The organism is Pseudomonas sp. Z4-7 (genome assembly GCF_051131965.1).
Taxonomy (GTDB): domain Bacteria; phylum Pseudomonadota; class Gammaproteobacteria; order Pseudomonadales; family Pseudomonadaceae; genus Aquipseudomonas.
Window position 1 is genome coordinate 891,180 of record NZ_CP071642.1, and the last position, 23,748, is coordinate 914,927.

The 23,748-nt window shown below is 61.6% G+C and carries 18 protein-coding genes; 5 read left to right on the top strand and 13 right to left on the bottom strand.

The features are described 5' to 3' along the window. The first annotated feature begins 98 nt into the window (after positions 1–98). On the top strand, positions 99–1,640 hold the full coding sequence (locus J3P91_RS03825; protein ID WP_305496877.1) for an alkaline phosphatase D family protein: 1,542 nt from the start codon (positions 99–101) through the stop codon (positions 1,638–1,640). Positions 1,641–1,785: 145 nt separating this feature from the next. Here the strand turns inward: J3P91_RS03825 and J3P91_RS03830 are convergent, their stop codons facing one another. Both J3P91_RS03830 and J3P91_RS03835 read right to left on the bottom strand, forming a co-directional pair. Continuing rightward, complete coding sequence (locus J3P91_RS03830; RefSeq protein ID WP_434604990.1) at positions 1,786–4,311, bottom strand: PepSY domain-containing protein; 2,526 nt, start codon at positions 4,309–4,311, stop codon at positions 1,786–1,788. A 285-nt stretch (positions 4,312–4,596) separates the two neighbouring features. Further along, positions 4,597–6,915, bottom strand: a complete 2,319-nt coding sequence (locus tag J3P91_RS03835) for a TonB-dependent receptor (protein WP_434602797.1) — start codon at positions 6,913–6,915, stop codon at positions 4,597–4,599. A gap of 209 nt (positions 6,916–7,124) precedes the next feature. On the opposite strand from J3P91_RS03835, the gene J3P91_RS03840 reads away from it, so the two are divergent. Together J3P91_RS03840 and J3P91_RS03845 are read left to right on the top strand one after the other, a co-directional pair. Then, entirely contained in the window at positions 7,125–7,805 is a 681-nt protein-coding gene (locus J3P91_RS03840) for a Fe2+-dependent dioxygenase (RefSeq protein ID WP_434602798.1), read from the top strand. Continuing rightward, entirely contained in the window at positions 7,806–8,567 is a 762-nt protein-coding gene (locus J3P91_RS03845; protein ID WP_434602799.1) for a tetratricopeptide repeat protein, read from the top strand. Between the two features lie 36 nt (positions 8,568–8,603). Here the strand turns inward: J3P91_RS03845 and J3P91_RS03850 are convergent, their stop codons facing one another. The 5 genes from J3P91_RS03850 to J3P91_RS03870 all read right to left on the bottom strand — a co-directional run bounded on the left by J3P91_RS03850 (position 8,604) and on the right by J3P91_RS03870 (position 13,872). Further along, positions 8,604–9,767: a type III PLP-dependent enzyme gene (locus tag J3P91_RS03850; RefSeq protein ID WP_305496871.1), complete on the bottom strand. Its 1,164-nt coding sequence runs from the start codon at positions 9,765–9,767 to the stop codon at positions 8,604–8,606. A 638-nt stretch (positions 9,768–10,405) separates the two neighbouring features. After that, complete coding sequence (locus J3P91_RS03855; RefSeq protein WP_434569839.1) at positions 10,406–11,563, bottom strand: osmoprotectant ABC transporter ATP-binding protein OsmV; 1,158 nt, start codon at positions 11,561–11,563, stop codon at positions 10,406–10,408. Then, complete coding sequence (locus J3P91_RS03860) at positions 11,560–12,213, bottom strand: ABC transporter permease (protein ID WP_434602800.1); 654 nt, start codon at positions 12,211–12,213, stop codon at positions 11,560–11,562. The genes J3P91_RS03855 and J3P91_RS03860 overlap by 4 nt, the downstream gene beginning before the upstream one ends. Positions 12,214–12,228: 15 nt before the next feature. Continuing rightward, entirely contained in the window at positions 12,229–13,131 is a 903-nt protein-coding gene (locus J3P91_RS03865) for a glycine betaine ABC transporter substrate-binding protein (protein WP_434602801.1), read from the bottom strand. A 24-nt stretch (positions 13,132–13,155) separates the two neighbouring features. Continuing rightward, positions 13,156–13,872 carry an ABC transporter permease gene (locus J3P91_RS03870; protein ID WP_186612146.1) on the bottom strand — a complete coding sequence of 239 codons (717 nt, stop codon included), beginning with the start codon at positions 13,870–13,872 and terminating at the stop codon, positions 13,156–13,158. Between the two features lie 333 nt (positions 13,873–14,205). Between J3P91_RS03870 and J3P91_RS03875 the strand changes: the two genes are divergently transcribed. Beyond that, the gene (locus J3P91_RS03875; protein WP_434602802.1) at positions 14,206–15,789 is read left to right on the top strand and encodes a peptide chain release factor 3; all 1,584 of its coding nucleotides are present in this window, start codon (positions 14,206–14,208) and stop codon (positions 15,787–15,789) included. A gap of 376 nt (positions 15,790–16,165) precedes the next feature. Then, a complete protein-coding gene (locus J3P91_RS03880; RefSeq protein WP_434569836.1) occupies positions 16,166–16,417 on the top strand; it encodes a hypothetical protein in 252 nt (83 codons plus the stop codon). A 249-nt stretch (positions 16,418–16,666) separates the two neighbouring features. Here J3P91_RS03880 and J3P91_RS03885 read toward each other — a convergent pair whose 3' ends face one another. The 6 genes from J3P91_RS03885 to J3P91_RS03910 all read right to left on the bottom strand — a co-directional run bounded on the left by J3P91_RS03885 (position 16,667) and on the right by J3P91_RS03910 (position 23,739). After that, positions 16,667–17,647, bottom strand: a complete 981-nt coding sequence (locus J3P91_RS03885) for a peptide ABC transporter ATP-binding protein (RefSeq protein WP_305496858.1) — start codon at positions 17,645–17,647, stop codon at positions 16,667–16,669. Then, on the bottom strand, positions 17,647–18,615 hold the full coding sequence (locus J3P91_RS03890) for an ABC transporter ATP-binding protein (protein ID WP_305496856.1): 969 nt from the start codon (positions 18,613–18,615) through the stop codon (positions 17,647–17,649). The genes J3P91_RS03885 and J3P91_RS03890 overlap by 1 nt, the downstream gene beginning before the upstream one ends. Before the next feature lie 10 nt (positions 18,616–18,625). After that, on the bottom strand, positions 18,626–19,537 hold the full coding sequence (locus J3P91_RS03895) for an ABC transporter permease subunit (RefSeq protein ID WP_434569835.1): 912 nt from the start codon (positions 19,535–19,537) through the stop codon (positions 18,626–18,628). A gap of 10 nt (positions 19,538–19,547) precedes the next feature. After that, a complete protein-coding gene (locus J3P91_RS03900) occupies positions 19,548–20,558 on the bottom strand; it encodes an ABC transporter permease subunit (protein ID WP_434569834.1) in 1,011 nt (336 codons plus the stop codon). 76 nt (positions 20,559–20,634) lie between these two features. After that, positions 20,635–22,230, bottom strand: a complete 1,596-nt coding sequence (locus J3P91_RS03905; protein ID WP_434602803.1) for an ABC transporter substrate-binding protein — start codon at positions 22,228–22,230, stop codon at positions 20,635–20,637. 75 nt (positions 22,231–22,305) lie between these two features. Beyond that, the gene (locus J3P91_RS03910; protein WP_434569833.1) at positions 22,306–23,739 is read right to left on the bottom strand and encodes an OprD family porin; all 1,434 of its coding nucleotides are present in this window, start codon (positions 23,737–23,739) and stop codon (positions 22,306–22,308) included. Positions 23,740–23,748: the final 9 nt, after the last annotated feature.

Genomic DNA, 23,748 nt, shown 5'->3' on the forward strand with positions numbered 1-23,748 from the left:
AAGCTCGCTCCCACAGTTGATCTTGGGGCGTCCTGAGTCCCTGTCACACCCACTTCACACAGCCATGCTTAAGTTTTCCCATTTCAAGGGAGAACACCATGAGCGAATTCGACCTGGGCCGTCGCCGTGTAATGCAAGCTGTTGGTGCCGGTTTGTTGTTGCCGGGGCTGGCGCCGGCGGTGATTGCTTCGGTCAAGGATCGGCCGGTGCTGACCGAAGGCGTGCAGTCGGGCGACTTGCAGGGCGACCGGGCGATGATCTGGAGTCGCAGCGACCGCCCGGCGCGGATGGTGGTGGAGTGGGACACCCGCAGCCAGTTCTCCAACCCTCGACGCTTTGTCTCGGCGCTGGCCGACAGCCGCAGCGATTTCACCGCCCGGGTCGAACTCACCGGCCTGCCGCCCGACCAGGCGATTTTCTACCGCGTGCATTTCGAAGACGCCCGCAGCGGTGTCGCCAGCGAGCCCTGGCTCGGCCATTTGCGCAGCGTGCCGCAGTTCAAGCGCAACATCCGGTTTGTCTGGAGCGGCGATACCGTCGGCCAGGGATTCGGCATCAACCCGGACATTGGCGGCATGCGCATCTACGAAGCCATGCGCCTGCGCCTGCCGGACTTTTTTATCCACAGCGGCGACACCATCTACGCCGACGGCCCGGTGCCGGCGCAGGTCACTACCGAGGGCGGGCGCATCTGGCGCAACCTGACCACCGAAGCCAAGAGCAAGGTTGCCGAGACCCTGGACGAATATCGCGGCAACTACCGCTACAACCTGATGGATGAAAACGTCCGTCGTTTCAATGCCGAGGTGCCGCAGATCTGGCAATGGGACGACCACGAGGTGGTCAACAACTGGTCGCCGGGCAAGCAGCTGGACGAGCGCTACCAGACCAAGGATATCCACAGCCTGGTAGGCCGTGCGCGACAGGCCTGGCTGGAATATGCGCCGATGCGCCTGCAGAAGGCCGACCATGGTGGACGGATCTATCGCAAGCTCGGCTACGGACCGATGCTCGATGTGTTCGTGCTGGACATGCGCAGCTACCGCGAAGCCAATGACGCCAACCTCGGCGCGGCGAAACCGTTCCTGGGGCGTGAGCAACTGAACTGGCTCAAGCGCGAACTGAAGCAATCCCGGGCGCAGTGGAAAGTCATTGCCGCCGACATGCCCATTGGCCTCGGCGTACCCGACGGCGAAGTCAGCCCCGGTGTGCCGCGCTGGGAAGCGGTCGCCAACGGTGACCCGGGCGAGGCCCAGGGGCGTGAGGTGGAAATTGCCGAACTGCTCGGTTATCTGCGCAAGCATCAGGTGCGCAACTACGTCTGGCTGACTGCCGATGTGCACTATTGCGCCGCCCACCATTACCATCCTGAACAGGCCGCGTTCCAGGACTTCGAACCGTTCTGGGAGTTTGTCGCCGGGCCGCTGAACGCCGGCAGCTTCGGGCCCAATGCCCTGGACAAGACCTTCGGTCCCGAAGTGGTATTCCAGAAAGCGCCCCCCGCGCAGAACACTTCGCCGTTTGCCGGTTATCAGTTCTTTGGCGAGGTGAACATCGACGGGCAGAGCGGCGAGATGAGCGTGGTGTTGCGCGATCTTGAAGGCGTGGCGGTGTTCGAGAAGAAGTTGCAGCCGGTTTGAATTCAAGGCCCACCAAAAAACCAATGTGGGAGCGAGCTTGCTCGCGATGGCGGTATGTCTGTCAATAAAATGCTGACTGACAATCCGCTATCGCGAGCAAGCTCGCTCCCACAGGGTTTTAGGGTGGATTCAAAATAAGCGTTCGTCAGTAAACATCCCGCCGATACCGGCCCTGCTCGATCAGCTTTTCCACTTCCTCGCGGCCCAGCACCAGGTTGAGCACGTGGTCCACGCCTGACGCCATCCCCTGCAAGCTGCCGCAGACATAGATCACCGCGCCGTCGGCCAGCCATTGCTTGAGCAACGCGGCCGATTCCAGCAGGCGGTCCTGGACGTAGATTTTCTTTTCCTGATCCCGGGAGAACGCAAGGTCCAGGCGTTCCAGGTCGCCGGAGGTCACCCATTCCTGCAGTTCGTCGCGGCAATGGAAATCATGCTCGCGGTTGCGCTCGCCAAACAGCAGCCAGTTGCGCTGCATGCCCTGGGCAACGCGGGCCTTGAGCAAACTGCGCAAGCCGGCCAGGCCGGTGCCGTTGCCCAGCAGAATCATCGGCACGCCCTGGGGCGGCAGATGGAAGCTGCTGTTGCGACGGACGCGCAGGCTGATGGGACTGCCCAGCGGCGCATGCTCGGTCAGCCAGCCGGAACCGATGCCCAGGCTGCCATCGGCGTGACGTTCCTGGCGTACGATCAGTTCCAGTACACCGTCGGCGGGGATCGAGGCGATGGAATATTCACGCATCCCCAGCGGTGCCAACGCCTCCACCAGCGCCTGGGCGTGCAGACCCACCAGGTGGGCGCGGTTTTCCGGCAGCTGACGCGTGGCGAGGGCTTGTTCGAGCGTCTGCTGCAAGCCATCGACCTGCACCCGAGCGATACCGGCGATACCCAGGCCATCGAGGAAGTGTTCGATAGCCCACGGGTCATTGCGCGGCAGGATTTCCACCAGGTCACCGGCCAGCCAACTGCTCGGGCCGGGGGCGCCGAGGCCGAGCAGGTACACGCCCGAACCGCTGCTGTCGGGGTTGAGCAGGGTGCGCTGGCTCAAGGTCCAGTGTTCAAAGCTCGGCGCTTGCCACGCATCCGCCGGAGGCTGGCCGGTCAGCTCGGCCAGTTGCTGTTGCCAGTGCCGCAAGGCGTACGGGTCGCCGCTGTCCACTTCCACCGGCGCGAACAGCGTCTTGCCGCCGTGCTCCGCCAGCCAGTTGTGCAGACGGCGGGCGAAACCGCAGAAATTGTCATATTGCCGGTCACCGAGGCCGAGAACCGAGTATTGCAGGCTTTCCAGGCTCATCGCCCGGCCGAGCACCTTGCGCTCGAAACCGCGAGCGCTGTCCGGTCCGTCACCGTCGCCAAAGGTGCTGACGACAAACAGCGCGCGGGTGGCGCTGTTCAAGTCCTTTTCGCTGACGCCGGCCAACGGCTGGACCTTCACCGGTAGCCCGGCGGCCTGGAGCTGGCCGGCGGTCTGCCAGGCCAGTTGCTCGGCAAAACCGCTCTGGCTGGCGAAGCCGATCAGCCACGCCGGGGCATCGCCAGGGTTGCCTGCAAGCGCTTGGCGAGCCTGGCGGACCTGACGTTTTTTGCGTCGGCGGTCCAGGTAGAGCAGCCAGCCGGTGATGAAAAACAGCGGCATCGCCAACGCGGCGGCGGTCACCAGGATCCGCCCGACCAGGCCGAAGTAACTGCCGACATGCAGGGCATAGATGCTGGTGAGCAATTGCGCCTTGAGGCTCTTGTCGGTGTAGCGGCTGTGACGGCTGATGACGCCGGTGCTCGGGTCGAGCATGAGTTGGTTCAGGGCGCGGTCATGGGGGGCGTCCTTGAGCAGGTAGAAAACCGTCGCCGGTTGCCCGGCCACTGGCGGCATGCGCACGTTGTAGGCGGACAGACCAGGACCGGCGGCGCTGTAGATGCTGCTCCACATGGCCCGGTAATCGGCGATCGGCGCCGGCCCGCTCGGTGCCGGGCCACGGGTGCGCACGCGCTCATCCTTGGGCGAATCGGAAAGCAGGCGGGTCAGGCCTTTGTTGTACCACTCATAGGACCAGGTCAGCCCGGTCAGGGCGGCCAACAGATAGAACAGCAGGCACCAGGTGCCCGCGACGGAGTGCAGGTCCCAATTGAAGCTGCGGCCCTTTTTCGCCCAATCGAGGGTCAGCCAGGCGCGCCAGTTTTTCCACTGGCGTGGCCAGCGCAGGTAGAGGCCGGACAAGCAGAAAAACACCAGGATCAGCGTGCAGGCGCCGGTGATCTGCCGGCCTACGTCGTCCAGGGTCAGGACGCGGTGCAGCCTGAGCATCAGGCCGAAGAAATCCTGGCCCACCACGTCACCCAGGAACTGCGCGTTATAGGGGTTGAAGTAGCGCATCGGCCCGCGTTTCTCTCCGGGCGGGGCGGTGAAGATCGCCCGCGCGGCGTTGCCGCTGTCGGTCTCGACCCAGAGCATGGCGACGGTCTTGCCGGAGGCGGCTTCGATCTGTTCCACCAGTTCGGCGGGCGGCAGGACGCCGGCCGGTTGTTTTTCAACCGTCAGCACCTCGGGGTTCAATGCCCGCAGAATCTCGTCCTGGAAAGACACCACCGCACCGGTAACGCCCATCAACGCCAGGACCAGCCCGGCACTGATGCCGAAAAACCAGTGCAACTGGAACAGGGTTTTCTTCAACACGTCGCCCGCCTTGTTCATTCAATACTGTTTGTCACGGCGTGCATTATGCCGTGTGTTATCGAGAAGCATTCATAAACACACATAAAAGCCCCATTCATTTGCATGAACGGGGCTTTTGCCCGGTGCCGGTCAGTAATGGGGCGGTGGCTAGATCCTGTGGGAGCGAGCCTGCTCGCGAAGACGTCGTGTCAGTCACGCATTTATCAACTGACACTTCGCTTTCGCGAGCGGGCTCGCTCCCACAGGTTCATTGCCTGGCCATCGGCGTCGGGTTCTTTCAATCGGTCAGAAGTGGAAATTGGTACTCAACAACGCCGTGCGCCCGGCCGCCTGGTTGGCGAAGTGGGTCGAGAATGCCTTGTCGTAGTAAGTCTCGTCGGTCAGGTTCTGCACGTTGAGTTGCAGGTCCAGGTGCTTGCTGACCTTGTAGCTGGCCATGGCGTCATAACGCACATAAGAGTCGACCATGGTGGTGTTCGCCACGCTGCCGAACACATCATCCACATAAAAGGCCCCGCCACCGATGGTCAGCTTTGGCGTGAGCGCGTAGGTGGTCCAGACGCTGGCGCTGTTTTTCGGCGTGTTCGGCAACTCGTTGCCATCGCTGGTGCTCATCGGCCCGCCATCGACCTGCTCACTGTCCAGGTAACTGTAGCCGGCGAACACCTGCCATTTCTCGGTGAGCTTGCCGCTGGCCGACAGCTCCAGGCCGTCGACGCGAGTCTTGCCGGCGTTTTCATAGGTCGTGGTGTCGACCTGCACCCGGGCGTTTTCCTTCTCGGTGCGGAAAATCGCCGCGGTCAGCGAAAGCCGGCTGTCGAGCAAGTCCCACTTGGTGCCGATCTCGTAGTTCTTGGTGGTTTCCGGCTCCATGTCACTGGCGAGCAGGTTGCCACTGCGGTCTGGCGTCCCACCGAGCGGATTGCCCTCGATGCCTTCGCCAACCATGCTGCCGGGCGGGGTGGCCGAGGTCGCGTAGGACGCATAGATGCTGCCGTTGTCGGCTGGTTTCCAGACCAGGCCGAACTGGCCGGTGACGAATTCGCTGGTGTCGTCACCCTTGGACGTGGTGGTACCGGCGGCGTCGTAAGTCTTGTATTTCGTGTCGAAGTGGTCGTAGCGCAAGCCCATGTTCACCAGCCACTGCGGTGACAGTTCCAGCGTGTCGAACACGTAGAGCGCGCGGGTGACGCTGGTGGTGTCGGTGCCGGCGTAATTGCGCGAAATCGCGCCGTTCCAGGGATCGTTCGGGTTCGGGTTGGACAGCGACGTGCAGTTGTAGCCGCTCGGCGCGCCGACCAGGGCCGGCGTGCAGTTGGTGTTCGCGGCGGTGGTGCCCGGTACGGTGTCGGTGTTGACGTTGTACGAAGTCTTCTCGCCGGTCTCGCGGCTCAGCTCGATGCCGGTGGAGAAACTGTTCTTGAAGCCGGCCACATAAAAATCACCGAACAGATCAGTCTGGTTAGTGGTGGTGTCGACGTTGCTGACGCGGCTGTTGACGCGGCGCCAGACTGTACCGTTGTTGACGTTGCCCTTGCTGTCGTCGGGTTGGGTGAGGATGTAGTCCTGCATGCTGGAGCCGTGGCGCAGGGTGTTCTTGACGGTCAGCGCATCGCTCAGGTCATGCTCGATGGCGATGGTCGCAGTGTCGACGCGGGTCTTGCGGAAGTCGCGGTCGGTGAGGCCATAGAAGTTGCTGTTGTCGCCGCCGGCATAGGGCTTGTCCGGGTTGGCTTTGGTGCGGTCGGCGGTGCGGCCCGAGGCGGGAACCCTGTAGGGAATGCCCGAATCCGGCAGGTCGTTGCTTTCCAGGTGATAGTAGTCGAGGTTGACCCGGGTGTCGGTGCCCAGGCCGAACGCCAGCGACGGCGCGACGCCCCAGCGATCGTAGTTGACCTGGTCACGACCGGCGACGTTGCTTTCGTGGCTCATCAGGTTGAGCCGGCCGGCGGCGCTGTCGCTGAACTGGTAATTGCCGTCGAGGGTGTAGCGCTGGGTCTGGTCCGAACCCCAGGTGAAGCCGCCGTCGAACGAGTCGCCCAAGTGGGCTTTCTTGCTCACCAGATTGATGGTGCCGCCGGCGGCGCCGCGGCCGCCGATGGCCGAGTTCGGGCCCTTGCTGACCTCGATGGACTCCACCGCAAAGATCTCCCGGCTTTGCGAACCGGTATCACGCACGTTATCCAGATAAGTGTCGCCCTGGGCATCGAAGCCACGGATGAAAGGTCGGTCGCCCTGGGGGTTGCCGCCTTCGCCGGCGCCAAAAGTGATGCCCGGCACGGTACGCAGGGCGTCCTGCATGTTGAGGGCGCCGGTGTCCTTGAGCACCTGCTGGGGAATGACCGTCACCGAGCGCGGTGTGTCGACCAGCGGCGCGGTGTATTTCGAGGACGAGGCTTTTTCGACCTGGTAGGACGTCGTGTCCTGGGCCTCGCCCGTAATGCTGGTAGCGTCCAGGGAGATGGCGTTGCGCGGGGCTTTTTCGTCGATCTTTTCCGCCGCTTGGGCCATCTGCGCGATTGACGTCGCACCGAGGGCGACGCCGATGGCGGAGGCCAACAGACGAGGTGAATTAACCGGTGATTGTGATTGTTGACGCGACATGAACAGTGCCTTCCCCAAGGTTGAGGCGGCGGAATATAGGGTAAACAGTTTTATGTATCAATTGCGAAACATTGCTATTTGTGAGGAATTTACATTCTTTACATTTTGCCTTTACGGTTTCTGCCCAGTGGCGCGCTGGCGGGGGTTGTGCACAGTCAATAAGAATCACTACCATTGGCGCCCCGCGTTATCCACAGGTCTTGAATGCCATGTTGCTGCACATTCCCGGTGTATTTTCTCCTGAAGAAGTGCAGCGTATCCGCGAGGCGCTGGAGCAGGCCGAATGGGCAGATGGCAAGGTCACGGCCGGTTATCAATCGGCCAAGGCCAAGCACAACCTGCAACTGCCCGAGGGGCATCCCCTGGCCAAGGAAATCGGCGCGGCCATGCTGGATCGGTTGTGGAAAAACCCCTTGTTCATGTCGGCGGCGCTTCCACACAAAGTCTTCCCGCCGCTGGTGAATTGCTACACCGCTGACGGCAGTTTCGATTTCCATATCGACAATGCCGTACGCCAGCCCAAGGGCAGTGCCGAGCGGGTGCGCACCGACCTGTCGGCCACGCTGTTCTTCAGCGACCCGGAGGACTACGACGGCGGCGAGCTGGAAATACAGGACACCTACGGCACCCAACGGGTCAAATTGCCGGCCGGGGACATGGTGTTGTATCCGGGCACCAGCCTGCACAAGGTCAACGCGGTTACCCGTGGCGCACGCTATGCCTCGTTCTTCTGGACCCAGAGCCTGGTGCGCGAAGACAGCCAGCGCGCGCTGCTGTTCGAGATGGACGGTGCGATCCGGGAACTGACCCGGGACGTGCCCGAGCATCCGTCGTTGATTCGCCTGACCGGCACCTACCACAACCTGTTGCGTCGCTGGGTCGAGGTGTAGGTGGCGGATTTTCGTCTGCGCCGCGAGGAAGTGCTCGACGGCGAGGCCCTCAAGGCCATGCTCGAGGACAGCCCGGCGCGGGCGGCCCAGGCGATTTTGATCGCAGCGGGCGAAGGGCTGCTTGAGGCCCAGGCGCTGCTGGGGCAGATCCTGCTCGAAGGGCGCGGTATCGAACAGGACAAAACCCTGGCCCGGCGCTGGTTCGAAATCGCCGCCCAACGCGGGCACCTGATGGCGCGCAACATGCTGGGGCGATGCCATGAGCATGGCTGGGGCTGTGTCGCCGATCCTTCGGTCGCGGCCGGACATTATCGCCAGGCAGCCGAGGCAGGACTGGATTGGGCGATGTACAACCTGGCCAACCTGCTGGCGACTGGGCGCGGCGTTTCTGAGAATCAGCCGCAGGCATTGGTCCTTTATTGGCGCGCGGCCGAGCTGGGGCACGCCAAATCAATGAATCTGTTGGGGCGGTATCTGGAAGAGGGGCGTTTCTGCCCGGCGGACCCGGTGGCGGCGGCCCGGTGGTATCGACGTTCGGCCGAAGGCGGGGATTTTCGGGGGCAGTTCAGCCATGGCTGCGTATTGATTGCCGATGCCCGTATCGAAGAGGGCTTGGTGTGGTTGCGCCGGGCGTTGGCCGGAGGGAATCTGAATTTTCTTCGTGTCGCCGTGCAAACCTTGCAGACGGCGCGGCTGACTGCGTTGTCTCCACTGATCGAGGCCTATCAGGCGCGAATCCAGCAGATGCAAAAAAGCCCGTGAGCCAGTCACGGGCTTTTGGGTCAGGCAAGCGCGTTTTTACACGTAGAACGACTTCAGCGGCGGAAAGCCATTGAACTCCACAGCGCTGTAGCTGGTGGTGTAGGCACCGGTCGACAGCCAGTACAAACGATCGCCAATCGCCAGGTTCAGCGGCAAACCGTATTTGTAGTTTTCGTACATGATGTCGGCGCTGTCGCAGGTCGGGCCGGCGATGACCACTTCTTCCATCTCGCCTTTCTTCTCGGTCCAGATCGGGAACTTGATGGCTTCGTCCATGGTTTCGATCAGGCCGGAGAATTTGCCCACGTCGGTGTACACCCAACGCTCGACGGCGGTACGCGACTTGCGCGCCACCAGCACCACTTCGCTGACCAGGATGCCGGCGTTGGCGATCAACGAACGGCCCGGCTCGAGGATGATTTCCGGCAGTTCGTCGCCGAAGTCTTCCTTGAGGAAGCGGATGATTTCCTCGGCGTAGGTTTCCAGGCTGTTGGTGCGGGTAATGTAGTTGGCCGGGAAGCCACCGCCCATGTTAATCAGCTTCAGGACGATGCCGTCTTCTTCTTTCAGACGCTCGAAGATCACCTTGACCTTGGCGATGGCCGCGTCCCAGACGCTGATGTCGCGCTGTTGCGAGCCGACGTGGAACGAGATGCCGTAAGGCACCAGGCCCAGGTCGCGGGCGAGGATCAGCAGGTCCATGGCCATGTCGGTCTGGCAGCCGAACTTGCGCGACAGTGGCCAGTCAGCCGTGGTCGAACCTTCGGTGAGGATGCGCACATAGACTTTCGAACCCGGCGCGGCCTTGGCGATGTTGCGCAGGTCAGCTTCGGAGTCAGTGGCGTAGAGGCGCACGCCCTTCTCGTAGAAGTAGCGGATGTCCTTGGATTTCTTGATGGTGTTGCCGTAGCTGATCTGGTCCGGGCCAACGCCACGGCTCATCACCTTGTCCAGTTCATAGATCGAGGCGATGTCGAAGTTCGAGCCTTTATCCTTGAGCAGGTCGATGATTTCCACCGCCGGGTTGGCCTTGACGGCGTAGTAGACCTTGGCGAATTCGAAACCGGCGCGCAGGTCGTCATAGGCCTTGGCGATCATCGCGGTGTCGATCACCACGAACGGGGTTTCCTGCTTGTCGGCGAACGCCTTCATTTTCTGAAAGGTTTCGCGCGCGAAATAATCTTCGACCTGGATCGACATACTTGGGACTCCTACTGGCAAACATCAGGATCAATGGGTTTGAGGGCAGCAACCCCCGCGAACGTCCTCCGTATCCCCACTTTGGTTCGCCTACTTCCCAAGGCATTGCCGCCGAAAGCAAAAAGGCCATCCAAGTCGTTTGAGAGCTACTTCGCTTGGCAATACTGCGTTGGGAAGAGGCTCGGAATGCTCATTTACAATCAGTAAACTCCGCTTCCTCGCCTCTTCCCGCCTTGTCTTGCCTGCGCTCGCTACGCTCTCAAAAGACTTGAAACATGATTCCCTTGGCCTTGCTGTCTCGTCGTCAGTACTTGAGCCGGATGGATCGTTTCCAGCATGGACGTTCGGCGCGAACTTTAGGGCGTGAGGGGCCTGAGATCAACTAAAAATGTCGCGTTTTTGCACGTCTCCGTCGTGCGGCGCGCGACAGCTCATGATGTAACCGACCGGTGTGACAGGTTGATGTTCCCTCGGATCGGTTTTCGAGCCTGTTGGATGTCACGTTTGCACTTGTGGCGAGGGAGCTTGCTCCCGCTTGGGTGCGAAGCGCCCATCGCTTTTTTTGGGGCCGCTTCGCGACCCAGCGGGAGCAAGCTCCCTCGCCACAAAAGCCAGCTACAAAGGCACTCTTTCCCCGCCTAGATGGACGCGGTCTCGGCCGGCGAGACGATGCTGGTCTTGCCGCCACGGGACTTGCCGGAGCTCAGGTATTCGGCAATCGATTCCTGGGTCACTTCCCCAAGGAAGACCCGCTCGGCATCCATCACCGGCAGCCACGAACGGTTGAACTCATACATGCGCGACAACAGGATCCGCAGGTGTTCGTCGTAGGCCGCGGTGGCGTTGAATTCCCGCAGGAACTGCCCGCAAGTGCCGGTCTGGCGGTACAGGTCGCGACGGCGCACATACCCCAGCGCCTTGTTCTCGGCGCAGGTAACCACCACGTAGCGCCGGTCGTGTTCGTCCATCAATTCCAGCGCCTCGGCCACCGGTGTTTCGGGGCTGACCGACGGGGCGTTGTCCGCCGCGTCTTCGGCCTTGACCAGCAACAGGCGCTTGAGGGTGCTGTCCTGGCCGACAAAGTTGCTGACGAATTCATCGGCCGGGTGGGCGAGGAGCGTGTCCGGGTGATCGCACTGGACCAGCTTGCCGGCGCGGAAGATCGCGATCTTGTCGCCCAGCTTGATGGCTTCGTCGATGTCGTGGCTGACCATGATCACGGTCTTGTTCAGCGCCCGTTGCATCTCGAAGAACTCGTTCTGGATCATCTCGCGGTTGATCGGATCGACCGCGCCGAAAGGTTCGTCCATCAGCAGCAACGGCGCATCGGCGGCCAGGGCGCGGATCACGCCGATCCGCTGCTGCTGGCCGCCCGACAGTTCACGGGGGTAGCGATGCAGGTACTGCTTGGGCTCGAGCTTGATCATGCTCATCAACTCGCGGGCGCGGTCGTGGCATTTCTGCTTGTCCCAGCCAAGCAGGCGCGGGACCACGGTGATGTTCTCCTCGATGGTCATGTTCGGGAACAGGCCGATCTGCTGGATCACGTAGCCGATGTTGCGGCGCAGGGTCACCTCGTCGAGGCCGGTGGTGTCTTCGCCGTTGATCAATACCTTGCCCGAGGTCGGCGGTATCAGGCGGTTGATCATCTTCAGCGTGGTGCTTTTGCCACAGCCCGACGGCCCGAGGAACACGCAGATCTCGCCTTCGTTGACGGTCAGGTTCACCGAGTCCACGGCTTTCACATCCTTGCCGTTGCTCTTGAAGGTTTTGCTGAGGTTTTGAAGTTCGATCATTTTAATAGTCCTTTCGGGGTCAGCGAGCGTTGCAGCCATTGCAGAAGCAGGTCGGCGAAGATGGCCAGGAGGCTGACCAGCACGGCGCCGACGATCAGCATCGACATGTCGCTGCGGCTGATGGAAGCGAGGATGAGCACGCCCAGGCCACCGGCGCCGATGGTGGCGGCGATGGTCATGACGCCGATGTTCATGACCACGGCGGTGCGTACGCCGGCGAGGATCACCGGCACGGCAATCGGCAGTTCGACCATGCGCAGGCGCTGGCTGAAGGTCATGCCGATGCCGCGGGCGGCTTCACGAATGCCCGGTTCGACGCCGGTCAAGGCCAGGTACGTGTTGCGCATGATCGGCAGCAGCGAATAAAGGAACACCGCGGTGATCGCCGGCATCGGACCGAGGCCCTGGCCGAACTTGGAATAGAACGGCAGCAGCAGGCCGAACAGGGCAATCGACGGAATGGTCAACAGTACCGTGGCGCTGGCTTGCAACGGGCCGGCGAGCGCCGGGAAGCGGGTCATGAAAATGCCCAGCGGCACGCCAATGATTATCGCCAGGGTCACGGCGATGCCCACCAGGGTGATGTGCTGCCAGGTCAGGTGCAGCACCAGCGGCCAGTCCAGATGGGAAAAGGCGTCAAGAAAATCCATGGCTTTTCCTCCAGGTCATTGGGTTGAGAGCAGGGAATGCTGGCGCAGGAAATCGGCGGCAACGGCGGAAGGGCTTTCATGATCGACATCCACACGAGCGTTGAGCTGGCGCATGGTTTCGTCGTCGAACAATTCGGCCAGTGGCTTGAGCTGCGCGGCCAGTTGCGGATGGGCGTCGAGGAAGGCCTGGCGCACCACTGGCGCGGCGGTGTAGTCGGGGAAATAGTGCTTGTCGTCCTCCAGCAGCTTCAGCTTGAACGCGTTCAGTCGGCCGTCGGTGGTGTACACCAGTCCGGCGAACACCTGGCTGTTGCGCAGGGCGGTGTAGACCAGGCCGGCGTCCATCTGACGGATATTCTTGCGGGTCAGGTTCATGCCGTAGCGCTCGACCATGCCGGCCAGGCCGTCGGAACGGTTGGCGAACTCGGTGTCCAGCGCGACCAGGTGATTTTCCTCGGCCTCGGTCTGCAGCACCGTATTCAATTGGCTGATGGAATTGATCTGCGGGTACTTCTTTGCGACTTTCTCCGGCAGGGCCAAGGCGTAGGTGTTGCTGAATTTCGACGGCGCGAGCCAGACCAGGCCTTTTTTCGCGTCGAGTTCTTTCACCCGGGCGTAGGACTGGGCGCTGTCGAGTTTTTCCGTGACATGGTTGTAGGAAACCAGCGACACGCCGGTGTATTCCCAGAGTAAATCCAACTGCCCGGTTTCATGGGCGCTGCGGGCCAGGTTGCTGCCCAGCCCGCCAGTGACCTGAGCGTCGTAGCCCTTGTCGCGCAGGTATTGCGCGGTGATCTCGGCCAGCAGGGTCTGCTCGGTAAACACCCGGGCACCGAGGCGGATCAGCGGTTTTTCAGCGGCTTGGGCGAATCCCGCGAACAGCAGCAGGCAGCCCAGGATCAAGCTCAACTTCTTCATAATGATTCCTTTATCCAGCCAGGCTCAGGACGGTCGCAGACCGCGCTCCAGCCAGAGGCGGCTGGCCAGGGTTACCAGGCCGTCGAGCAGCAGCGCCAGCAAGGCGGTGCAGGCCGCGCCGAGCAGCAATTGCGGCTGGTTGTTCAAGGCGATGCCGGGGAAAATCAGGCTGCCAAGGCTGTTGGCGCCGATCAGGAACGCCAGCGGTGCGGTGCCGACGTTGATCGCCAGGGCTACGCGCACGCCACCGACGATGATCGGCACGGCGTTGGGCAGTTCGACTTTCCACAACACCTGGCGCGGGGTCATGCCGATGCCGACGGCAGCTTCCTTGAGCGAGCCCTGGACATTTTTCAGGCCTTCATAGGTGTTGCGCACGATGGGCAACAGCGAGGCGAGGAACAGGGCGAAGATCGCCGGCCCGCTGCCGATGCCCAGGATACCCAGGGCAATGGCCAGCACGGCCAGGGGCGGCACGGTATTGCCGATGTTGAACACTTGCATGAAGCGTTCGGCGCGCCCGACCATGCCGGGGCGGCTGAGGGCGATGCCGGCGGGAATGCCGACGATCAGGGCCGCCAACATGGAAGCCAGTACAAGCATCAGGTGCGCTTGCAGGTAGAACAGCAGGTCGTCGCGGTAACGGTGGATCGTATCGATGCCGATCCAGTGGACCAACAGGGCCAGGAGGGCGACGACGACCGCCCCCCCGATAAGCCCTTTGCCATAGCGGATAGCCACAGGCGGACTCCTTTGTATTTTTAGTCGGCGCACGCTTTCCCGGGCGGCGGACCTTCATTGGTTGCCGGGAAAACGTTCGCGAGAAGCAGCTCTTTTCGATGCCGTCAAAACGGCTGTCGAAGCGAGCCATGAGCGCAGCCTCGTCAGGCTAACTTGCTGATTTTTCAGACCCTGACGGTTGCTCGTATCAGGGTGGTGGACGCCTCCACGCGGCAAAAGGTTCCCATGTGCGGCAGCATCTGGCCACCCTTGATGTGCTCAACGGTTCGGTTCCTGGCACAAGTTGAGCTATAATCGCCGCCCTTTTTTGAATCACCTGCCAGGCGATTTCCCATGACCAAACAGGCCGCCGAAGTCGCGAAACGCCGCACTTTCGCCATTATTTCCCACCCCGATGCCGGTAAGACCACCATCACCGAAAAGCTCTTGCTGATGGGCAAGGCGATTGCGGTGGCCGGCACGGTGAAGTCCCGCAAGTCCGACCGCCACGCCACCTCCGACTGGATGGAGATGGAAAAGCAGCGGGGTATTTCCATTACCACGTCGGTCATGCAGTTCCCATATCGCGAGCATATGATCAACCTGCTCGATACCCCGGGCCACGAAGACTTCTCCGAAGACACCTACCGTACCCTGACCGCGGTGGACTCGGCCTTGATGGTCCTCGACGGCGGTAAGGGCGTCGAGCCACGGACCATCGCGCTGATGGACGTCTGCCGTCTGCGGGACACGCCGATCGTCAGCTTCATCAACAAGCTCGACCGCGACATTCGCGACCCGATTGAACTGCTCGACGAAATCGAAGCGGTCCTGAAGATCAAGGCCGCGCCGATCACCTGGCCGATCGGTTGCTACCGCGACTTCAAGGGCGTTTACCACCTGGCCGACGACTACATCATCGTCTACACCGCCGGCCACGGTCATGAGCGCACCGAAACCAAGATCATCGAGAAGCTCGACTCCGACGAGGCCCGCGCGCACCTGGGCGACGAATACGAGCGTTTCGTCGAGCAACTGGAGCTGGTTCAGGGCGCCTGCCATGAATTCAACCAGCAGGAATTTCTCGATGGCCAGCTGACCCCGGTGTTCTTCGGTACCGCCCTGGGCAACTTCGGCGTCGACCATGTGCTCGACGCCGTTGTCGACTGGGCTCCGCGCCCGCTGCCACGCGTTGCCAACGAGCGCACCGTGGAGCCGGTGGAAGAGAAATTCGCAGGCTTCGTGTTCAAGATCCAGGCGAACATGGACCCCAGGCATCGCGACCGCATCGCCTTCATGCGCATTTGCTCCGGCAAGTACGAGAAGGGCATGAAGATGCGCCACGTGCGCACCGGCAAGGACGTGCGCATCGGCGACGCCTTGACCTTCTTCTCCTCGGAACGCGAGCAACTGGAAGAGGCCTTCGCCGGCGACATCATCGGCCTGCACAACCACGGCACCATCCAGATCGGCGACACCTTCACCGAAGGCGAAGCCCTGGGTTTTACCGGCATCCCGCATTTCGCCCCGGAACTGTTCCGCCGCGTACGCCTGAAGGACCCGCTCAAGTCCAAGCAATTGCGCCAGGGCCTCCAGCAGTTGGCCGAAGAGGGCGCCACCCAGGTGTTCTTCCCGGAGCGCAGCAACGACATCATCCTCGGCGCCGTCGGTGTGCTGCAGTTCGACGTCGTCGCCAGTCGCCTGAAAGAGGAATACAAGGTCGAGTGCTCCTACGAGCCAATCACCGTATATTCCGCCCGCTGGATTGAATGCGACGACAAGAAAAAACTCGAGGAATTTTCCAACAAGGCCGTGGAAAACCTCGCGCTGGACGGCGGCGGCCACCTGACCTACCTGGCGCCAACACGGGTCAACCTGGCGCTGATGGAAGAGCGCTGGCCAGATGTGAAATTCCGCGCGACGCGCGAGCATCACTAAGCCCCCAGGCGTCTAAACCGAAAACCTGTGGGAGCGAGCCTGCTCGTGAAAGCGGTGGGTCAGCTTGCCTGGATGCTGGATGTGCGGGCCTCTTCGCGAGCAGGCTCGCTCCCACATTAGTCCTGCGCTAGTTTTTCAATCCCCCGGCCACCCCTAATCCCTGTGGGAGCGAGCCTGCTCGCGAAGGCGGTGGGTCAGCTTGCATGGATGCTGTGGTGTTAGTGGGTTTGGGAATAAACCTTATTCGAAACCAATCTTTATGGCAGCGGCATTTCTGGCTGTTCCGTGGCGTCCTATCTGATGAACCGGTCTGTTCGGAACAGTATTTCCTGAGCACCGTCGGCCCCGGCTTTATCCGGTAAAGAAGGAATTGGCTATGAATAAGCTGCTGCGCATGATGTTTTTTCTAAAGGTGTTGGTGATGCTGTCCCTCGGTTCCACCGCTGCGTGGGCCGAATGCGATGAGCACGAGAAGCACGCGTCGAGTGGCTCGGTGGTTCAAGGCGAGTTGATGCTTGCCGCGACCGATGCGGACGCAGGCGATCCGGACGATGGCGAGGATGATGATGGTTCGCCAATCGACACGCCGGATGGCGATGAGGATGAAGAGGGCGATAGCCAGACGTAGGTTTGTGGCCTACAGAAACCCCCTCCAGCCCCAACTGATACTCAGTCGGGGCTGGAGGGGTTTTTTATGTCGGGTGCATGACCCAAGGCAAAGGATGGTCCCGTGGCGAGGGAGCTTGCTCCCGCTGGCCCGGTCCGACGCTTCGGGCGCAGCAGGCCCAAAAAAGAGGGTCCGCTTCGCGGCCCAGCGGGAGCAAGCTCCCTCGCCACAAGTGCTTTTCTGCCTTACGTGCTTTGCTGCTTTTTAGCCTTACGCCGCGCCGTCAAGGAACCGCTCGGCGTAGTGACACGCCACCAACCGGTTATCGAGTGGGCGAAGCGCCGGCTCTTCGGTCTTGCAACGCTCGGTCGCGTACGGGCAGCGCTTGTGGAAGGCGCAGCCGGACGGTGGGTTGAGCGGGTTGGGCAGTTCGCCGACGATTTTGATCTTCGGCTTGTTCGGGTCCGGGTGGATGGTCGGGGTGGCCGACAGCAGCGCCTGGGTGTAGGGGTGCAGTGGGCGGCTGTAGATGGACTCGTTGGGGCCCATTTCCACCGGGCGGCCGAGGTACATCACCATCACGTCGTCAGCGACGTGCTGCACCACCGCCAGGTTGTGGGAAATGAACACATAGGCGGTGTTGAATTCCTGCTGCAGGTCCATAAACAGGTTCAGCACCTGGGCCTGGATCGACACGTCCAGCGCCGACGTCGGTTCGTCCGCCACCAGCACCTTGGGTTGCAGCATCATGGCCCGGGCGAGGGCGATGCGCTGGCGCTGGCCGCCGGAGAACATGTGCGGGTAGCGCTGGTAATGCTCGGGGCGCAGGCCCACCTGCTTCATCATCGCCTGGACTTTGTCGCGACGCTCGGTGGCCGAGAGGTTGGTGTTGATGAGCAACGGCTCGGCCAGTTGATCACCGATTTTCTGCCGCGGGTTGAGGGACGCATAAGGACTCTGGAAGACCATCTGCACGTCTTTGCGCAGTTGCTTGCGCTCGGCCTTGTTGGCGCCGGCCACTTCCTGACCGGCGATTTTCAAGGAGCCGGCGGAAGGCTCTTCGATCAGCGTCAGGGCCCGGGCGAGGGTGGATTTGCCGCATCCGGATTCGCCCACCACGGCCAGGGTCTTGCCGGCCTCCAGTTCGAACGACACACCGTTGAGGGCGCGCACGGTCGCATGACCCTTGAACATGCCACGGGACACTTCGTAATGACGGGTCAGGTCACGGGCGGTAAGTACGACGGCCATCACGCCACCTCCTGGTTCAACGGGTAGAAGCAGCGGGCGAGGCTGTTGGATTTCGGATCGAGCGCAGGGCGCTCCTGGCGGCAGTTGTCGCGCACGTACGGGCAGCGCGGCGACAGCAGGCAGCCTTGCGGGCGGTCGTAGCGACCGGGCACGATGCCCGGCAAGGTCGCCAGGCGCTCGGCGCCCATGCTGTGTTCCGGAATCGCCGCCAGCAGTGCTTCGCTGTACGGGTGGGCCGGGATGTCGAACAGCTGCGGCACCTTGCCCACTTCCACGGCCTGGCCGGCGTACATCACGCACACGCGCTGGGCAGTTTCAGCCACGACGGCGAGGTCATGGGTGATCAGCACCAGGCCCATGTCCTGCTCTTTCTGCAGGGCCAGCAGCAGATCCATGATTTGCGCCTGGATGGTCACGTCCAGAGCGGTGGTCGGTTCGTCGGCGATCAGCAGTTTCGGCTCGCCGGCAATCGCCATGGCAATCGCCACGCGCTGGCTCATGCCGCCGGACAGTTGATGCGGGTAGGCGTCCATGCGGCTGGCGGCGCCCGGGATCTCGACTTTTTCCAGCAGTTCGATGGCGCGCTTGCGGGCGGCCTTGCCGGACATCTTCAGGTGCAGGCGCAGCACTTCTTCGATCTGGAAACCCACGGTGTAGCTGGGGTTGAGCGCGGTCATCGGGTCCTGGAAAACCATCGCCAGGTCCTTGCCGACGATCTGCCGGCGCTGGCGGTTGCTCAGCTTGAGCATGTTCTTGCCGTCGAAGTTAAGCGCGTCGGCGGTGACGATGCCGGGGTGCTCGATCAGGCCCATCAGCGCCATCATGGTCACGGATTTACCCGAGCCCGATTCGCCGACGATCGCCAGGACCTCGCCTTTGTCTACGCTCAGGTCCAGGCCGTCGACCACCGGCACGGCGGTGGCGTCGCCGAAGCGGACGTTGAGATTCTTGATTTCTAGCAATGACATGGGAATCTCCTCAGGCGGCATTCTTGAGTTTCGGGTCCAGCGCATCGCGCAGACCGTCGCCCATCAGGTTGATTGCCAGCACGCTGAGCAAAATGGTCAGGCCGGGCAGGCTCACGACCCACCAGGCGCGTTCGATGTAGTCGCGGGCCGAGGCCAGCATGGTGCCCCACTCGGGGGTCGGTGGTTGCACGCCGAGCCCGAGGAAGCCCAGGGCGGCGGCGTCGAGGATCGCCGAGGAGAAGCTCAGGGTCGCCTGGACGATCAGCGGTGCCATGCAGTTGGGCAGCACGGTAATGAACATCAGGCGCGGCAGGCCGGCACCGGCCAGGCGGGCGGCGGTCACGTAGTCGCGGTTCAGCTCGCCCATCACGGCGGCGCGGGTCAGGCGCACGTAGGACGGCAACGAGACGATGGCGATGGCGATCACGGTGTTGATCAGGCCTGGGCCGAGGATGGCGACGATCGCCACGGCCAGCAGCAGCGAGGGCAGGGCGAGCATGATGTCCATCAGGCGCATGATGGTCGGGCCGAGGATGCGCGGGAAGAACCCGGCGAACAGCCCCAGCAGGATGCCTGGGATCAGCGACATCACCACCGACGACAGGCCGATCAGCATCGACAGCCGCGAGCCCTCGATCAGGCGCGAGAGCAAATCGCGGCCCAGTTCGTCGGTGCCCAGCAGGAACTGCATCTGCCCGCCTTCGAGCCACGCCGGCGGCGTTAGCAGGAAGTCACGGTATTGCTCGCTCGGGTCATGCGGCGCGACCCATGGGGCGAAGAGTGCGCAGAACACGATCAGGATCATGAACATCAGCCCGGCGACGGCGCCCTTGTTGCGGGAAAACGCTTGCCAGAATTCTTTGTATGGGGACGGGTACAGCAGGCTTTGATCGACTGCTACCGAGGTAGTTGGAGTACTCATGGTTTTGATCTCAGCGCTGGTGACGGATACGTGGGTTGGCAAAGCCGTAGAGGATGTCCACGACGAAGTTGACCAGAATCACGATGCAGGCGATCAGCAGAATGCCGTTTTGCACCACAGGATAATCCCGCGCGGCAATGGCTTCGATCAGCCACTTGCCGATGCCCGGCCAGGAGAAGATCGTTTCGGTCAGGACCGCGCCGGCCAGCAGTGTGCCGACTTGCAGGCCGATCACGGTCAGTACCGGGATCAGCGCGTTGCGCAGGCCGTGCACGAACACTACGCGCGACGGCGACAGGCCTTTGGCCTTGGCTGTGCGGATGTAGTCCTCACGCAGTACTTCGAGCATCGATGAGCGGGTCATCCGCGCGATGACTGCCAGTGGAATAGTGCCCAAAACGATTGCAGGCAGGATCAGGTGATGCAGGTAGTCGAGTACCGCACCGGGCTCATCGCTGAGGATAGTGTCGATCAGCATGAACTTTGTCGGGCGTGCGACATCGATGAGCAGGTCGTTTTGACCGGATACCGGCGTCCAGCCCAAGCTGACCGAGAAGAACATGATCAGAATCAGGCCCCACCAGAAGATCGGCATCGAATACCCCGCCAGGGAGATGCCCATCACCCCATGGTCGAACAGGGATCCTCGCTTGAGTGCCGCGATCACCCCGGCCAGCAGGCCGAGGATACCGGCGAACAGCAGCGCGGCCATGGACAGCTCGAACGTCGCTGGAAACAGGGTGCAGAACTCGCTCCATACGCTTTCACGGGTGCGCAGCGATTCGCCGAGATCGCCCTGGGCCAGTTTACCGATGTAGTCCAGGTACTGGGCATACAGCGGTTTGTTCAGGCCAAGGCGTTCCATTGCCTGAGCATGCATTTCGGGATCGACCCGACGTTCGCCCATCATCACTTCCACGGGGTCGCCGGGGATCATGCGAATCAACGCGAAGGTCAGCAAGGTGATGCCGAAGAACGTGGGAATCAGTAATCCCAGTCGGCGGGCAATAAAACTAAACATCTTCAGGTGTACCTCATCAGCCGGTTAGGCGTGCCCTTCGACGCTTGGGGTCAAGTGTCGAAGGGCGTTTTCTTATCTACTTCACCTGGGTGGTGGCGAAGTTGTTAGTGGTGAGCGGGCTAATTACATAACCCTCTACGTTCTTGCGCATTGCCGTGAACATGCGGGTGTGGGCCATGCTGATCCATGGCTGGTCCTGGTTGAAAATCACCTGGGCCTGCTCATAGAGCCTCGCCCGCTCCTCGGGGTTCACTGTGGCGCGTGCCTGGTCGAGCAGCGCCTGGAATTTCTCGTTGCACCAGCGCGCGTAGTTTTCGCCGTTCTTGGCGGCTTCGCAACTGAGCATAGGCGTCAGGAAATTATCCGGGTCGCCGTTATCGCCCGCCCATCCGGCGGAAACCATGTCGTGCTCGCCGTTTTTCGCGCGTTTGAGCATTTCGCCCCATTCCATCACGCGGATATCGACCTTGATCCCGACTTTCGCCAGGTCGGCCTGCATCATTTGCGCGCCGAGCATCGGGTTGGGGTTGGTCGGACCGCCGCCGTTGCGGGTGAACAGGGTAAACACGGTGCCTTCCGGCACGCCGGCTTCCCTGAGCAACTGGCGCGCCTTGTCGAGGTCGCGGGTCGGGTTCTTCAGGTCGTGGTTGTAACCCAGCAGCGTCGGCGGGTAAGGGTTGACCGCGGCGGTGGCGTTGCCCTTGCCGAACAGCGCGTTGACGTAGGCTTCCTTGTCGAAGGCCAGGTCGATGGCTTTGCGCACCCGCACGTCGCTCATGTATTTGTGGCTGGTGTTCAGGGCGGTGTAGGAAACGGTCATCGCATCCAGCTCGGTGACCTTCAGGTTCGGGTCTTTCTTGATGCTGGGGATATCGTCCGGTTTCGGGTACAGCGCGATCTGGCACTCATTGGTCTTGAGTTTTTGCATGCGCACATTGTTATCGGTGGCGATCGCCAGCACCAGCGCATCGGCCGGCGGCTTGCCCCGGAAGTAGTCCGGGTTGGCCTTGAAGCGAACCTGGGCGTCTTTGTTGTAGCGCTGGAAGATGAACGGCCCGGTGCCGATCGGCTTGTTGTTCAGCTCGCCGGCCTTGCCGGCCTTGAGCAACTGGTCGGCGTATTCGGCCGGGTAAATCGAGGAGAACGCCATGGCGATGTCGGCCAGGAACGGTGCTTCGCGGCGGGTCAGGGTGAACTTGACCGTGTGCTCGTCGACCTTTTCGACGTTCTTGAGCAGTTCCTTGAAACCCATGCTTTCAAAGTACGGGAAACCCACGCTCGACAGTTTGTGCCACGGGTGATTCGGGTCCAGCTGGCGCTGGAAGCTCCAGACCACGTCGTCGGCGTTCATGTCGCGGGTCGGCTTGAAGTAATCGGTGGTGTGGAACTTGACGCCTTTGCGCAGGTGGAAGGTATACGTCAGGCCGTCGTCGCTGATGTCCCAGGACTCGGCCAGGGCAGGAATCACTTCGGTGGTGCCGGGCTTGAAGTCGGCCAGGCGGTTGAAGATCGTTTCGGCCACGGCGTCGGCGGTGACTGCAGTCGTGTACTGGACCATGTCGAAGCCTTCCGGGCTGGCTTCTGTGCAAACCACCAGGGGTTTGGCCGTGGCGCCAACGGCAACACTCAGCAGTGCGGCGGCAATGGCGGCGCGTAGGGGGTTCATGTTCATCGTCAATCCTCTGCAATCGGTTGAACGGCAAAAAACCGAACGGTCAACCTTGTGGGTCGACCGTCGGTGGAAAGGTTAGAGAATGTTGAACGGAATGGTGGTAACCAGGCGGAATTCGTTGATGCTGCCGTCAGATTGGTTTTCGCTGGCGCGGTGTGCGGTGTAGGTCGCACGGATCGCGGTGGCTTTCAGAGGGCCACTCTGTACGGCATAGGATGCGCCGATGCCGTATTCGTAATGGTGTTCGCCATCCTGAGTCTGGATACCATCGTAGCCTTTGCCAACCACGCCGTTGTTTCCGCTGTAGTGGGTACCGTCGATGCCCCAGCCACGTGCCTGGTAAATATTGAATTTCAGGCCTGGAACGCCATATTCAGCCATGTTCAGGCCATAGGCGACCTGGAAGGATTTTTCGTTCGGGCCGTTGAAGTCCGACAACAGGGAGTTGGCCAGGTAGATGCCGTTGGTTTCGTTCAGGTAGTCGAAATACTCGTTACCGTTCACTTGCTGGTAGGAAAGAGTAAGCGTGTGCGCCTGATGCGTCAGGCCGAACGACAACGAATAGGTGTCATTGTCGATGTCGCCGATCAGCGCTTTGCCTTCTTCCTGGGTTTTGTAATAGTTCAGCCCGGTAGTCAGGCTCAGCACGGAGCTGTCGCCAAGTACATGGCTGGCGCCGAAATAATATTGGTTCCAAAGATCTTCGGCCTTGGTGGCCCAGAGACTGGTGGTCAGGCTGGCGAGCGGCGTGTAGGTGATACCGGCTGTGTGGATGTGGTCGGATTCTTGACGGCCGTTGGCGTACTCGGCGCGGAATTTGCGCAGACTTTGTTCCGAACGCGGGGACACGCGATCGAAGGTTGCTGCGTCGAAAGTCAGGTTTTCCAGCTCCGCGACATTCAAGCTCACCCCTTGAAAGCTCGAAGGCAAGGCACGGTTACCGATCGTGTCGACTTGTGGGCTGCTGTAGCTTTGGCGACCGGCTGTCAGGGTGCTGTTGGAGAAGCGCGCCTTGACGTTAGCCAAGCCCAGTTTGCTCCACTGGCCCACTGCGTCACCGCCTTTTTCGGTCAGGGTACGGTTATTGCCTGAAGCAACGCCCGTTTTTGGCGCTCCGCCATTGCCCGCCGCCATGTTCTCGCGATCGCGTTCCAGCGCAATGGCGTTATAGGCAGCGATTTCAGTGCTGAACCCGACGGTCCCCTCGGTAAAGCCCGAGGTGTAATTGACGATGGTGCCCTGAACCCAGTTGATACGACGGTCGGTTTCGGCCAGAGCGCCATTTTTGTTGTAGACGAACTTCCCGCCACGCTTGAGCTGCTCGTTCGCATACCAGTTACGCGTGGACCCTGTCACCGATTGCCCTTCCAAGAAGCCGGTAGCTTCGCTTTGGGCTTTTTTTTCTTTGATGGAGACAGGGCTGACAGCCTGGCTTTGAGGATCTGCGTAAGCCGTGGCCGTAACGCTGCTGATGGCCAGGGCCAGTATCGCGGTGCTGCTCAGTTTCATGGGTAACGC